We start from the raw sequence: 14,284 nt of genomic DNA on the forward strand, positions 1-14,284 counted from the left end.
ATATATTATTAACCTACAAATTAAATTTAATGGCAACATTTTGTTTGTTCAATTAAAGTGGCTGTCTAGTTTATCTGTTTGGCCAGCCTCACAAGAAGCTTATTGTGAAAACTTAAAGCGAAAGCGGCGAGCGAATATCAGTAACTGCGAAAAGCTACTGGCATAAAACGTAAACTACTCAGTAAAACTATTCAATAATAAATCACAACTGCACCATGCAGTCATTTTCATGCGTGCAATTTAGATTAAGAGCGCTAATGACTTATTTGATGGATGAAATGAAAATAACCTGTCGATAAAAGATATATTATTAACCTACAAATTAAATTTAATGGCAACATTTTGTTTGTTCAATTAAAGTGGCTGTCTAGTTTATCTGTTTATCTGGTAAAACACGATGCATTAAGAAGGGTAAGCCCTTTTAACCTAAAATAAAGCCACTCAAGCCCCGTAATTCCTTCCAAAACGCCAATTAAACAATATCAAACACTTCTTTATATTCTGCGTAAAAGTACAGTAATAGATTGAACCAAAATAGGAACTCAGCTATGGTTTGTTTATCAATAAAAACAATTAAAAAACGAGTTAATCTACAGGCTCGTTAGTTTACTAGTGAATTAAAATAGATATGAGTCTAACTAAAATTATATTATTGTCATCTTACTCATTATTCTTTGTTTGTGGGATTTTGACTGGAAGGAATAATATTGAAGATTGGATTGCGTCTTTAATTCTATATAGCATGACTCACTATTATATTTTACCGTTCTGTACGGGTAAGCCAATGTCCTTACCTTATTCAAGTGAAATGGCTAACAAAGATGAAAACGATGGTTACCGTTACTTGTTGTTTGGTATCTCTTTTGTTTTAGCTTTAGCTGTATTAGCAAATTAAATAGATAAGTAAACTAACAAGGCGTTCTAACGGATAATGCTCCTCACCCGTTTTAGTGGACACCTCCTCATCACTTTGATGAGGCTAAAATGCCTAGATATACTCAACCTAGGAAGACATGGTTTTACCCAGTTAATTTCAAAATCAAAGTGCAGTGGCATAGTGATTTTGGCCACTATTTACATACAAACTTGTATAAAACCAAGTGGGGATTTTTTATGCCTTAATTTTATTAAAAACGCCCACTAATGTTAAACTACAAAAAATTTAATTACTTAATATTACCATGGCATTTTACATTCCTTTATTACAACCACATTTTAAGCACATTGAAATTGGCGATACGTTAACATCACTTTGGAGTGGCTGTGGCAGTATTGTGCAGTGCCAGCTTGATGATAAAGCCTGTGTTGTTAAAGCTATTAAAATACCCAGCTATATACACCACCCTAAAATTAAGCAAAGCGAATTTGCGCTTGAAAGAAAGCAGTATTCCTATAGCGTTGAATACACTTTTTATAAGCTTTATAGCCAGCATTTACCAGCACATGCGCAAAGTATTGAATGTATAAGCGCAATTAATAAAGGCGATGAATATGCGCTGGTGTTTAAGGACTTCACCAAACATGGATTTACTCAAGCGGGGCAGCAACATGTTAAAGCTATATTAAAATGGCTTGCACACTTTCATGCGTTTAACTTAAGTAAACCCGCAGATGGATTATGGCAGCAAGGCAATTACTGGCATTTAAGCACGCGCCCAGATGAGTTTAATAAATTAAAAACAACGGATGATAAAAAGTCCGATATTAAAAATGCTGCACATAAAATAGATGAGCAACTACAACGTTGTGCGTACAAAACGCTGATTCATGGCGATGCAAAACTTGGTAACTTTGCAGCAAATGAGAGTGGTAAAATACTCGGTTATGATTTTCAGTATATAGGTGCAGGTTGCGGGATAATTGATGTAATGTATTTTATGACCAGTTGCTTAAGTGATGCACAATTACACGAAAGCGCTGATGAGTATCTTGCTTATTATTTTGATAATTTAAAGAATGCTATTGCTACTTATCACCCTTTAGCACCTGCCGATAAAATAGCTGACGATTGGCTCGCTTTATGGCCTGCTGCATGGGCTGACTTTTATCGATTTTTATCTGGCTGGAGCCCTGAGCATCAAAAAATAAATAGTTATATGCAACAGCAAGTAAACAGCTGGTTAGCGAGTAACATTTAATAAACACAAAGGGTTAATGGCTTGCATAAATATCAAGCAAAACAATACATTTTGGCACGATGTATGAAAATCTCTTTAAAACTACAGGTCAAATGACCTTTTTTAATATAAAATACCGCAAATTCTTCTATCACTAGGTTTACATCATGGCTATTCACGTTATTTCTCACCCTCTTGTTCAACATAAATTAGGCCTAATGCGCGCGCATGGTATTAGCACTAAAAGCTTTCGTGAATTGTGTTCTGAAGTAGGTACTTTATTAACCTACGAAGCAACAAAAAACCTACAGTTAGAAGATAACGAAATTACAGGCTGGGATGGCAATAAATTAAAAGTAGAGCATATTAAAGGTAAAAAAATTACCGTAGTGCCTATTTTGCGTGCTGGTCTTGGCATGATGGACGGTGTAATGCAGTTATTACCAGCGGCTAAAGTAAGTGTTGTTGGTCTTGAACGTAACGAAGAAACACTAGAGCCAGTACCATATTTTGAAAAGTTAGTAGGTAATATTGATGAGCGCTTAAGCTTAGTTATTGACCCTATGCTTGCAACGGGTGGCTCAATGATTGCCACAATCGATATGCTTAAAAAAGCAGGCTGTAAAGAAATCAAAGTAATTGTACTAGTTGCAGCACCAGAAGGTGTTGAAAGAACACTTACAGCTCATCCAGATGTAGAAATATTTACAGCCTCAGTGGATAGCCACTTAAACGAAAAGGGCTATATTATCCCTGGTTTAGGCGATGCGGGCGACAAAATATTTGGTACTGTTTAGGAGTCTTAAGTGCAAAATAATGACACCTTTTCAATAAAAACTATTTTAACGGGCGCGCAAATGCTGTTTGTAGCATTTGGTGCGCTGGTATTAGTGCCGCTTTTAACGGGCTTGGATCCTAATGTTGCGCTTTTTACCGCAGGCATTGGTACCTTGCTGTTTCAGGTAGTGACTAAAGGCCAAGTGCCTATATTTTTAGCGTCATCATTTGCCTTTATTGCACCTATTATTGCCGCTGTGCAAATGTGGGGCGTGCCGGCCACTATGGGCGGCTTAATGGTGGCGGGTTTTGCTTATATGCTTTTAAGTTTATTAGTGAAATTTAAAGGCGTTGCAACGCTTCATAAAATTTTACCACCTGTGGTTGTAGGCCCAGTAATTATGGTTATTGGTTTAGCGCTTGCACCTGTTGCTGTAAATATGGCGATGGGTAAAAGTGGCGACGGCAGTATTCAAATTATTGATTACACCAGCGCTATTTATATTTCGTTGTTCTCGTTAGTGGTTACGCTTATTTTTGCAGTATGGGGAAAAGGCGTATTTAAGCTTATACCTATACTAGCAGGGGTTGTAGCGGGTTATTGTTTATCGCTTGGTATGGGCGTTGTGCAATTTGACGCAGTGACTAACGCACAGTGGTTTGCTGTACCAAACTTTACTTGGCCTGAGTTTAAATGGCAGGCTATTTTGTTTATGGTACCTGTAGCAATAGCACCTGCAATTGAGCATATTGGCGATATGATGGCTATTAGCCAAGTAACCAATAAAGACTTTTTGAAAAAGCCTGGGCTTCATCGTACTTTGTTTGGTGATGGCCTTGCGACTTCTGCGGCATCATTATTTGGTGGCCCGCCTAACACTACTTACTCAGAAGTAACGGGGGCAGTTATGCTTACCAAAAACTTCAATCCTAAAGTAATGATGTGGACAGCTGTTATTGCCATTATTTTAGCGTTTGTAGCTAAAATGGGATCTGGTTTGCAAACTATTCCTGTGCCAGTAATGGGCGGAATTATGATTCTACTTTTTGGCTCTATTGCTGTAGTGGGTTTAAATACATTAGTTAAGTCGGGCGATGATTTAACAGCACCACGTAACTTAAGTATTGTTGCACTTATTTTGGTGTGCGGTATTGGCGGTATGCATATTGGTGGCAGCCAATTTAGTTTAGAGGGCGTAAGCCTTTGCGCTATTTTAGGAATAGTACTTAACTTAGTATTACCAAAAGCAGAGCCTGAAAAAGTTTAATTTTGCACATTAGCTAAATAGATTGCACCATAATAGCGCATTTATAATGCGCTATTTTTTTAACCTATTAATAAATATATAAAAATAATAATGGTCTAGTATCTGCATTTAACTCCCAGACGCATTGTATGCAAAGGAGTAACTATGTCAGAGGCCAATATTGTGGATATAACCCCGTTTTTAGCAAAACACCAACTGCCTTTAAAGTATCAATATTTGAGTGAGCAATATTTTGTTCCACTTGCGCATGACATCCTCGAATCTAAAAAAACAAATACTCCTATTTTTGTTGCCATAAATGGATGCCAAGGCTCAGGAAAAACAACACTCGCTGATTTTTTAGTTACCTGGTTTTCTAAAAACACACCGCTTAACAGTGTTGCATTGTCGATTGATGACTTTTATTTAGCAAAACAAGCACGTACTGAGCTTGCCAAAGATGTACATCCTCTTTTTACTACTCGCGGAGTACCGGGCACTCACGACGTAGCTTTAATGAATAGCACAATAACTAATTTACTGGCAGGAGAGGTAAACGTACCGCTTCCACGTTTTAATAAACACGAAGACGACTGCGTGCCAGCAAGTGATTGGCTAACAAACGAAAAGCCAGTTGATATTGTTATTTTAGAAGGGTGGTGTGTAGGCAGTGAGCCACAACCGCTGTTTTCATTGAGTGAGCCGCTTAACGAGTTAGAGCAACAATTTGATAAAGAGGGCGTTTGGCGCCGCTGTATAAATAGCTGTTTGGCAAACGAATACAAAGCCGTTTTTAACCTAATTGATTATACCGTTATGCTAAAAGCACCGAGTTTTAGTGATGTTTTTACATGGCGGCAAGAGCAAGAACAAAAGCTAATAGCCAAAAAAGGTGAAGGCTCAGGCACCATGACTAACGAGCAATTGGTGTATTTTATTTCTCATTTTGAGCGCATTACGCGTGAGAACTTAAACACACTGAGTGCTAAAGCAAACGCTTTAATTGAACTTGATAGCAATCGCGATATTAGCGGTATGCACCTAACAAGTGATGACACCCTTCAACCTATTATTTTTACAGATTTGGACGGTACATTACTCGATCACGCCGATTACAATACAAATAATATCAGTGAGTTATTACAGCAGCTGCAAAATGCGCATATTCCTGTGGTGTTTAATACCAGCAAAACTTTTTGCGAAGTTATAGAGCTTAAAAACGATTTAAATATTCAACAGCCTTTTATTGTTGAAAACGGTGCAGCGGTATTTATTCCAGAAGACTATTTTGAATTAAAGCCAATTGGTTGTAAAAAAGTAGGCGCGTACTGGTGTTATGCAATGGCAAAGCCGTTATCGAGTTTATTAAAGGACTTAAATACTTTAAAGGCGGATTACAAAGCGCATTACAAATTGTTTAGTGACTTATCGAGTGAGCAAATATCAGAGCTTACTGGTCTTAGCGATGCACAAGCAAGACGCGCACAAACTCGCGATTATTCAGACCCTCTTTATTGGTATGGCAACGACGAATTACTCACAGCCTTTGTAAACGATGTTGAAGCACTCGGCTACGATATAAAAATTGGTGGGCGCTTCATTCATATTGCCAAAAATACCGATAAAAGCGCTGCACAGCAGTGGTTAGTTAAACAGTTTACCCATCATTTCAGAAAGCCTCTCACGGTCATAGCACTGGGTGATAGCGATAACGATAAGCAAATGTTAGAGCATGCAAATATCGCCATTATTATCGCTAATCCGGCGAGTAAAAAACCGGTTAAATTGTCGCACAATAAAGCACGATACTCTCAATCGCCAGCACCGCTGGGCTGGATTGAAGAAATAACATCGTTGCCGTGCATTAGCAGTATTTTAAGTATTTCTGAGGAGCAAACATCTCATGGCTGATTTTTATCAAAATGGCATTATTACAACATTACATAATATTGCCGACAGACCAATAGAAGATCTAGAAAAAGAGCTACTTACTTTTAGCAAGCAGCGCCCAATGGGATTAATACTTCCTTCGTTATTTAGTGAACTTGAAGGCCCTGCGCTGCAAAATATAGTTAGCGAGTTGCGTGAAGTACCGTATTTGTCACAAATTACTATAGGCTTAGATAGAGCCGACGAAGCACAGTACCGCCATGCACTTGGTTTTTTTAAAGAGCTAAACCAAAACCACAAAGTATTATGGAACGACGGCCCTCGCTTACAAGCACTTGATAAAGAATTACAAGAGCTAGGCGTTGCACCGCGTGAGCTGGGTAAAGGCCGTAACGTGTGGTACTGCATGGGCTATAAATTAGCAACAGCGGAAGTGGAATCTATCGCGCTGCATGATTGCGATATTTTAACCTACGACAGAAGCTTACTTGCTCGCTTAATTTACCCCGTTGCGCATCCGCGTTTTAACTATGAATTTTGTAAAGGATTTTACCCGCGCACTGCTAATGGAAAAATTAATGGCCGTGTATCGCGCCTATTAGTAACGCCATTGCTTCGCTCGTTTAAAACAATTCTAGGCAATACCGACTATCTTGAATATATGGACTCATTTAGATACCCACTTGCAGGTGAGTTTTCGTTTAGACGCGATGTATTAAACGATATTCGCATTCCAAGTGACTGGGGCCTTGAAATAGGCGTACTGAGTGAAATGTATCGTAACTATTCACATAACCGCTTGTGCCAGGTAGATATTGCTGATAATTACGATCACAAGCACCAAGAACTTTCACTTGATGACCAAAGTGCAGGTTTGTCTAAAATGTCGATTGATATTACTAAGGCATTGTTTAGAAAGCTGGCAACTCAAGGTGTCACTTTTACCAGCGAAACAATTCGCTCACTAAAAGCAACGTACTACCGTATCGGTCTAGATTTTATTGAAACCTATCACAACGATGCGTTAATGAACGGGCTAACGCTTGATGTACACCAAGAAGAAAAAGCAGTAGAAATGTTTGCACAAAATATTATGGAAGCAGGCCAACACTTTTTAGAAAACCCAATGGAAGCGCCATTTGTACCAAGTTGGAACCGTGTTGTATCAGCAATGCCAGACGTACTTGAGCGCTTAAAAGAAGCCGTAGAACTAGATAACGAAGAATATAGTTAACCTGTACGCAGGTTAACTAGCCTATAAGTCTAAATAATAAATATTAGGGGCGCATGTGATTTCAGTTAGCGAATTATTTTTACAACGAGTAGAGCAACATCTTCATATTATTTATGAGGGAGTTGAGCTGCCTTTATCGGTTACTGAGCTTGCTCAGCAACTTATTAAAATTATATTAGGTAGCAATGCACTGCGCGACCCGACTCCCCATACAAACAGATGGGATGAGCAAGATATAGTATTGATTGCTTATGGCGACTCTATTATTAAACACGACGATAGTGAGTTTGCTGTATCAAGCCCAATAGAAGCACCGCTTAAAACGTTGCACCGCTTTATAAAAGAGCAGTGCGATATGCAGCTAAATGCCCTGCATATATTGCCATTTTACCCGTATAGCTCAGATGAAGGCTTTGCGGTAATGAACTACGTGCAAGTGAATGAGTCGTTAGGTGATTGGGGAGATATTCAAAATATCGCTAAAGACGTAAAGCTAATGGCAGATTTAGTTATTAACCATTGCTCAAGCAGAAGCGTATGGTTTGAGAACTTTTTAAACGATTTACACCCGGGTAAAGACTACTTCAAAACGGCGAGCTTAACGGATGATTTAAGCCAAGTTGTACGCCCGCGAACCTCATCGTTATTAAATACTGTAACTACGCCAAGCGGCGAAAAACATGTGTGGTGTACGTTTAGTCACGATCAGGTTGATTTTGACTTTGGCAATCCTGATGTACTTAAAGAGTTTGTGGGAATAATTAGGCATTATTTAGACAATGGCGTGCGTTTGTTTAGGCTTGATGCGGTTGCATTTTTGTGGAAACAGCTTAATACAAGTTGCATTAACTTGCCGCAAACACATGAAGCAGTAAGGCTAATGCGAACACTTATTGAGCACGCAGAGCCCAGCGTAGTTATAATTACCGAAACCAATATTCCAAACCAAGAAAACCTATCGTACTTTGGTAACGCTAACGAAGCGCACAGTATTTATAACTTTGCATTGCCGCCATTGTTGCTACACACATTACTTAGCGGCGATAGCACAGCAATTAAACATTGGATGATGAGTATGCCGCCTGCGCAAAATGGTACTGCATACTTTAACTTTATAGCCTCGCATGATGGAGTAGGGCTCAGACCCATTGAAGGTTTACTACAACCCAGCGAAGTGGCGTCACTAGTAAGTACAACCATGCAGTTTGGTGGTCGTGTATCTATGCGTACAAGTAACGATGGCACACATACACCGTACGAGCTAAATATTGCTTTATTTGATGCACTACAAGGAACGCACAATGGCCCCGATAAGTTTGGCCTTGAGCGATTTATGTGTGCTCACGCAATTATGTTTGCACTTGAAGGTATCCCAGGGCTTTATATTCATAGTTTGTTGGGTACAACTAACGATTACGACCGATTTGAAAATTCACAGCATAACCGCGCTATAAATCGTCATCGTTGGCAAGAATCAAAGCTACTGGCTGCAATTGGTGAAAAGTATAGTCATCATCATAAAGTGTTTAACGGCATAAAAAGCTTATTGGCAGTACGCAAAAAGCAGAGTGCCTTTCACCCCAATGCTACACAGTTTACGCTACATTTAGCAGGTGGGTTGTTTGGTTTTTGGAGACAAAGCATTGACAGGCGCCAAAGTATATTTTGTGTTTATAACATTAGCGATAAACCACAAACACTCACATTGGCCGACTTAAACTTAATTAACACCCAAAAGTGGTTTGATTTGGTGGCAAATAAAACGATTGAAGAAAGCCAATTAACGATAGAGCTAGAACCATACCAAAGCGTGTGGCTGAGTAATATTAAATAAGACCTATTAAAAAGGCTCGCACTGCGAGCCTTTGTTTTAACTAGGGCGTGTTGATCTTTGTGGATTGAAACTTGTTCAATCTAGGGGCGATTAAATCGCGACGCGAGGTTTGTAACCTAGTGGGCTAAGTAAAAACCGAGCAAAGCTTCCGCGTCCTGCTCACGCCCCTTACCTACATCCATGTAGGCAACAAAGAGTTAATCGTCCCTAGAAAGAACCCTTCGGGCAGCGCATGTTTGGTATTTATGCTGCGTTATCGCCTATTTATGGGGAATAACCACACTACATAGGCTCTGCCTTGCCTAAAAACCAAACATACTGCTGCAAATTCACCCACCAATGATCAACACGCCCTAATAAGTTATTTTATTAATTATAAGCTGTAGCTTAAGTTAATGTAGCCAAAGCGGCCAATGTTATCGTAACTTGCGCTACCCGCGCTTGTACCACGTGAACCGTACGGAAGTTTACGGTTAAATACGTTATCAACACCTACTTTAACGCCTAAACCGCTATCGAAGTTATAACCAACAGTCATATCGGTAATAAAGTATTTACCATAAGACATTTGATTACTTGGGTTAGGGTTGTTTTCAAGTTCAAAATTTGTGTATAGCTCTACTTCACTCAAAAAGCGTGTTTCAACTGTTGAGAAAAAGTTATCCATAACATAACTTACAGATAAGTTAGTTTGCCACTTAGCTTCACCTGTAGTACCTGCGTATTCAATGTAGTTACTAGGGTCGTCTTGGAACGGGTAATCTTTACGTTCAATTAAGTAAGTACCAATTAAGCGTGTTTTAAAGCTACCTTCAAACGCGTCAAAATCGTAACCTAGTTCAAAATCTATCCCTGATGCTTTTTGGCCAGCAACATTTAATACAGAGTTTTGAATTAAAGTAATTTCACCATTAGCATTACGTGTGATTAAGTTACAGTACTGATTGTTTATACCTGTTGCGCTATCTACACAGCGATCAAGAATGTCTTGCGCGTTAATTGTGTCAATTGCATCTTCAAGTTCAATTTCCCAGTAATCAATAGTAAGTAGCGCGTTTTCTAAAAACTCTGGTTGGTAAACAATGCCTACAGTTGTACTTGTTGACTCTTCGCCTTTTACATCGCGGTTACCACTGCTTAAACCATCTAAAGAGGCTGAATCGTAATCTGAGTTAAAGTCACTCGCTACGCCTAATGCGGCACAGTTTGCAGTACGTGTTGCACCGTTTGATAAGTCACCTAAGTTTTCAGCGCGACACGGGTCGTCTACATTGTAGAAAGTTTGGCTTGCTGCACCAAATACTTCACTAATGTTTGGCGCACGAAGTGCTGCAGATTGAGTTACACGTACACGTAGCTCATCATTTACAGTCCAATCAAGGCCAAGTTTCCAGCTAGTTGCTTCGCCAATCGTACTGTAGTCAGCATGACGTACTGCTGTATCAAACACTAAATCTTGAATAAGCGGTAAATCAGTTAAAATTGGCATCGTCGCTTCAAAGAATACTTCGCGAACATTAAACGAGCCCTTATCTTCGCCCAGTGCGTTAAAAAAAGTACCTTCAGCGTTATCAGGCTCTTTAGTTTCGCTTTCTTCTTTACGGTACTCAGCACCAAATGCAACACCTACATAGCCCGCTGGTAATTCAAAAATAGCGCCATTAGCAAGTGAGCCAGAAATAACAGTTTGCTTAATAGTTGAAGTGCCAACAGATACCGTATTTATGTAATCAATCGCTTGTTGAGATGGTGCGCCAAACCCCATAATATTTACAGGAACACAGCCATCAGCTTGGGCTGCAGCACTACGACATACTACGTTACCATTTGTATCTTCAACTGCATCAAGTGCATTAAAGTAGTTGGCTACAATCATGTTAGCGCCATTTTCGCGCTCTAGATCAGTTTGGCCGTATACTATTGAGGTATCTAATTCCCAATCATCAAATACTGTGCCTTTTAAGCCGGTAACAAAGCGCGTTGTTTCACGCGTATTGTTTTCAATGCGGCGGCCAAGGTCGGTCATCATGCGGTTAACCATGATCGAATCAACACCTTGCTCTTCCATACGTGCTTTAATGGCTGGGTCTAGGTAAGGGTTGTCGATTTTGATGCTGTTTTCATCGTCAAAGAAGAAAAACGCAGGTTGACCTATACTTTCGCCTTGGCTATTTACGTATTTTGCATCAAAGTAAACGTTTAAGTCGTCGGTAACATCGTAGTTAACTTTAAAGTTTACGTTGTAGCGCTCAAACTCAGGTTGAATCTCTTCAAATTGACCAAGATTAAACGAATCACAGTTTGCACACGACAAGCCATCTACATTATCACCTATGTATAAGTTGCGAGCGCTGCTGCCGGCATTAAAGCTATTAGTATATCCATCTTCAAGTGCATAAACACCGGCGTTATTAATAGCGTAATAACCTGCATTAGGCGTTAAAATTTTATCAGGGAAAGCTGCGCTATCTTTGTTTTCTTCTGTTTGGGCTTGATTACGTAAACTACTAAACGAAGTGCTAGTCCATGGGTGGTCAAGTGCGTTTAATGAATCCTGGCCTGAGTACTCAATAGCAAAAGCTGCATTACCACGATCGTTATCAAAGTTAGAGCCGTATGAAAACGTCGCTTTTTCGTTGTTGTAGCTGCTTAAATCGGCAAAACCACGTGTAACGCTAAAGTCCATGCCTTCAATGTTGTCTTTTAATATAAAGTTAACAACACCTGTTACCGCATCAGCACCGTATACAGCAGATGCACCACCAGTAATTATCTCTACACGTTCAACCCATACACTTGGAATAGTGTTGGTATCTACAGATTGAGAGCCTGCAGAGCTTGATACATGACGCTTGCCATTTACAAGTACCAAAGTACGATCTGTACCCATGTTACGTAAATCAAGAATATTTAAACCCGCAGTACCAATAAACCGGCCTGAGTTAGCCATAGAATATGTATTGCCAAGTGCAGGTAAGTTATTTAGCGCTTCACCAATGTTTACAGCGCCAGTGTTCATTAGCTGCTCGCCACTGATGACTGTAACAGGTGCAGGCGCAATAGCACCTTCACGTAAAATACGTGAACCCGTTACTTCAACACGTTCAATTTTTGTTGCTTGCTCATCTTGTGCAAGCACAGAATTACTTGCTGTTGCAGCAGCAGTAATTAATGCACATTTAATGCTAGTAGAAAGTAAGTTATGACGTTTCATTTGATTCCCAGAGAACATTTTTAGTAATTAAATACAATGTAGCTTTATTATGAGGGCGGCGATTATTGCATGCTGATTATTTTATTAAAAGTAGCTAACTCACTGTAAAGTAAGTAACTTGAAATAACCTGAAGAAATTTTGTTGTGTTTTTTGGTATTAATTACAAAAGCTTTTTAAATGATTTACTGAGGTTTTTTACATTTAGTTTTTCTTATGTATTTTAGTTATTAACATTGGTTTTTATTTGTTAAATTTTCAGTTGTTTTTTAAGTCAACTTTTTGCGGTTTATAATTATTCATATATAAATTTTTATTTATTTGAAGTTGCCAGTGAGTGTTATATGTACTTATTTGTAAAGGTTATGTGTGTTATTACTCTTTTAAAATGATTTTTATTAGATGTTTTTTATTCAAAAAAAATCGTTATTTGAATATTTTTCACTATTGCAGCTTTAAAATGATTAATTTGTAAACCCCCTTTACAGTTCAAAGTACTCATAACAGCTCGTAAAGTTACTTTACTACGTAAACTTGATACAATTTAGGTGTTTTTAATTAATAGGTTTGACCATGAAGTATTTAGTAATTATTTTTACCTTTGCGTTTAGTTCAATGTCTTTTGCGCAGCAAGAAGTCGATCTTGAAATAAATATGAAAAATACGGGCCTTGCTTATAAACAAGCAGTGCAGGCAACTCAACTTAGTGAATTTAATACTGCGATTGATGAATTTATAAAGCTAGTAAAAGTAAGTAAAACAGCTAAGTTTTACAAAAAACCTGAGCAGTCATTGCAGGGCCTTGATAAAGTGATTGCTCAAGCTGAACTTGCAAAAAAGGCAGCAAACGAGCAGGGGCTAAGTGCGGCAAAAGAACCACTGAAAAATATAGATAACTTACGTAAAAAATATCATGAGTTACACGAGCCTCCAGGGTTCTTTGAATTACTGTTCGGTTCATAAACCTAGACACTATGTATCTTTAGTAGCTACTTTTAAGCTAATTGCGTTAAAGGTATCTGCAGCAATAAATATAAGGAAACACAATGGAAATTTCAGTTTCAATGTTAGAAGGCCAAAAGCAAAGCGCTAAATTTGGCGACCTAGAAGTAATAAGCGATCAAAGCGTAAACGCTGGTGGCAATGCAGAGTATCCAGAACCGTTTGATTATTTTTTAGTAAGTATGGTTTTATGTGCAGGTTTTTATGCGCGTAAGTTTTGCGAGCAGCGTGATATTTCAACGCAAGGTATGACGCTTACTCAAAATAACGAAAATGTAGATGACAACGGTAAAAAGCTATTTTCAATTGAGATTAACTTACCTGATGGTTTCCCTGATAAGTATAAAAAGGCGCTTATTGCAGCTGTAAATACCTGTACGGTAAAAAAAGTAATTCAGGCAGTGCCAGAGTTTTCAGTAGTGGTAAAATAGTCCCTCTAAATTAGGTAGCTTAAGCAAGCTACCTAACTATATGTTGAGCATCCCCGTTTAACTTATTTCTTTTTCATTCCTTGTACTGCTTTAAAGCGTGGGTTGTTTTTACAAATTACAAATACGCGGCCTTTGCGTTTTACAATTTGACACCCCGGACGTTGCTTGGCACTTTTTAGAGAGCTTAATACTTTCATACCTTTTCCTTTTTAACAGTCGATAAACTTTTAAAACGACGATTAAACTGCGCAACGCGGCCATCTGTAGCGGTTGTTTTTTGCTTGCCTGTATAAAATGGGTGCGAGTCACTTGATACATCAATAGGTACGTATGGATATGTATTACCGTCTATTTCTACTGTGCGGCTCGTTTTTATGGTTGAGCCAATAATAAAGTAAGAATCGGCAGCGGTATCGTGAAAAGCAACCACGTGGTAATCAGGATGAATATTTGGTTTCATAATACGCCTCAATAAATGATATGTGATAGTATATCATTTTAATTTAACGTATTTATTCCCCCATTGCAAATTATTTAAAT

12 protein-coding genes are annotated in these 14,284 nt (G+C 38.6%); 9 read left to right on the forward strand and 3 right to left on the reverse strand.

Annotation, left to right across the window (positions count from 1 at the left end; translation table 11 throughout):
- Nucleotides 1-688 precede the first annotated feature (688 nt).
- From I6F50_RS08295 to I6F50_RS08325, 7 genes are all read left to right on the forward strand, one after another.
- Nucleotides 689-895, forward strand: coding sequence for a hypothetical protein (locus I6F50_RS08295; protein WP_197175919.1), 207 nt, complete (start codon nt 689-691; stop codon nt 893-895).
- A 286-nt stretch (nt 896-1,181) separates the two neighbouring features.
- Nucleotides 1,182-2,138: a phosphotransferase gene (locus tag I6F50_RS08300; protein WP_165729564.1), complete on the forward strand. Its 957-nt coding sequence runs from the start codon at nt 1,182-1,184 to the stop codon at nt 2,136-2,138.
- Nucleotides 2,139-2,284: 146 nt separating this feature from the next.
- The gene (gene upp, locus I6F50_RS08305) at nt 2,285-2,914 is read left to right on the forward strand and encodes a uracil phosphoribosyltransferase (protein ID WP_007580883.1); all 630 of its coding nucleotides are present in this window, start codon (nt 2,285-2,287) and stop codon (nt 2,912-2,914) included.
- 9 nt (nt 2,915-2,923) lie between these two features.
- Nucleotides 2,924-4,162, forward strand: a complete 1,239-nt coding sequence (locus I6F50_RS08310) for a uracil-xanthine permease family protein (protein ID WP_007580880.1) — start codon at nt 2,924-2,926, stop codon at nt 4,160-4,162.
- Nucleotides 4,163-4,306: 144 nt separating this feature from the next.
- Nucleotides 4,307-6,052, forward strand: a complete 1,746-nt coding sequence (locus I6F50_RS08315; RefSeq protein WP_197175921.1) for an HAD-IIB family hydrolase — start codon at nt 4,307-4,309, stop codon at nt 6,050-6,052.
- On the forward strand, nt 6,045-7,265 hold the full coding sequence (locus tag I6F50_RS08320; RefSeq protein ID WP_002958673.1) for a glycosyl transferase: 1,221 nt from the start codon (nt 6,045-6,047) through the stop codon (nt 7,263-7,265). Before I6F50_RS08315 ends, I6F50_RS08320 begins: the two co-directional genes overlap by 8 nt.
- 55 nt (nt 7,266-7,320) lie before the next feature.
- The gene (locus I6F50_RS08325; protein WP_197161345.1) at nt 7,321-9,099 is read left to right on the forward strand and encodes a sugar phosphorylase; all 1,779 of its coding nucleotides are present in this window, start codon (nt 7,321-7,323) and stop codon (nt 9,097-9,099) included.
- 373 nt (nt 9,100-9,472) lie between these two features.
- Here the strand turns inward: I6F50_RS08325 and I6F50_RS08330 are convergent, their stop codons facing one another.
- Nucleotides 9,473-12,313: a TonB-dependent receptor gene (locus tag I6F50_RS08330; protein ID WP_197175923.1), complete on the reverse strand. Its 2,841-nt coding sequence runs from the start codon at nt 12,311-12,313 to the stop codon at nt 9,473-9,475.
- Between the two features lie 571 nt (nt 12,314-12,884).
- On the opposite strand from I6F50_RS08330, the gene I6F50_RS08335 reads away from it, so the two are divergent.
- Nucleotides 12,885-13,274, forward strand: coding sequence for a cytochrome b562 (locus tag I6F50_RS08335; protein WP_197118909.1), 390 nt, complete (start codon nt 12,885-12,887; stop codon nt 13,272-13,274).
- Nucleotides 13,275-13,357: 83 nt separating this feature from the next.
- Nucleotides 13,358-13,744: an OsmC family protein gene (locus I6F50_RS08340; RefSeq protein ID WP_010553069.1), complete on the forward strand. Its 387-nt coding sequence runs from the start codon at nt 13,358-13,360 to the stop codon at nt 13,742-13,744.
- 62 nt (nt 13,745-13,806) lie between these two features.
- On the opposite strand, the gene ykgO is transcribed toward I6F50_RS08340, so the two are convergent.
- Together ykgO and I6F50_RS08350 are read right to left on the reverse strand one after the other, a co-directional pair.
- Nucleotides 13,807-13,941: a type B 50S ribosomal protein L36 gene (ykgO, locus tag I6F50_RS08345; RefSeq protein WP_002958669.1), complete on the reverse strand. Its 135-nt coding sequence runs from the start codon at nt 13,939-13,941 to the stop codon at nt 13,807-13,809.
- Complete coding sequence (locus I6F50_RS08350; protein WP_007580864.1) at nt 13,938-14,204, reverse strand: type B 50S ribosomal protein L31; 267 nt, start codon at nt 14,202-14,204, stop codon at nt 13,938-13,940. The genes ykgO and I6F50_RS08350 overlap by 4 nt, the downstream gene beginning before the upstream one ends.
- Nucleotides 14,205-14,284 lie beyond the last annotated feature (80 nt).

Origin of the sequence: Pseudoalteromonas sp. NZS127_1 (genome assembly GCF_015864295.1) — a bacterium.
Taxonomy (GTDB): domain Bacteria; phylum Pseudomonadota; class Gammaproteobacteria; order Enterobacterales; family Alteromonadaceae; genus Pseudoalteromonas; species Pseudoalteromonas arctica.

Bases quoted from the DNA above. Each gene is read 5' to 3' on its own strand.
- upp (WP_007580883.1), top strand. From the start codon at position 2,285: ATGGCTATTCACGTTATTTCTCACCCTCTTGTTCAACATAAATTAGGC.
- I6F50_RS08315 (WP_197175921.1), top strand. From the start codon at position 4,307: ATGTCAGAGGCCAATATTGTGGATATAACCCCGTTTTTAGCAAAACAC.
- I6F50_RS08320 (WP_002958673.1), top strand. From the start codon at position 6,045: ATGGCTGATTTTTATCAAAATGGCATTATTACAACATTACATAATATT.
- I6F50_RS08340 (WP_010553069.1), top strand. From the start codon at position 13,358: ATGGAAATTTCAGTTTCAATGTTAGAAGGCCAAAAGCAAAGCGCTAAA.
- I6F50_RS08330 (WP_197175923.1), bottom strand. From the start codon at position 12,313: ATGAAACGTCATAACTTACTTTCTACTAGCATTAAATGTGCATTAATT.
- ykgO (WP_002958669.1), bottom strand. From the start codon at position 13,941: ATGAAAGTATTAAGCTCTCTAAAAAGTGCCAAGCAACGTCCGGGGTGT.
- I6F50_RS08335 (WP_197118909.1), top strand. From the start codon at position 12,885: ATGAAGTATTTAGTAATTATTTTTACCTTTGCGTTTAGTTCAATGTCT.
- I6F50_RS08350 (WP_007580864.1), bottom strand. From the start codon at position 14,204: ATGAAACCAAATATTCATCCTGATTACCACGTGGTTGCTTTTCACGAT.
- I6F50_RS08300 (WP_165729564.1), top strand. From the start codon at position 1,182: ATGGCATTTTACATTCCTTTATTACAACCACATTTTAAGCACATTGAA.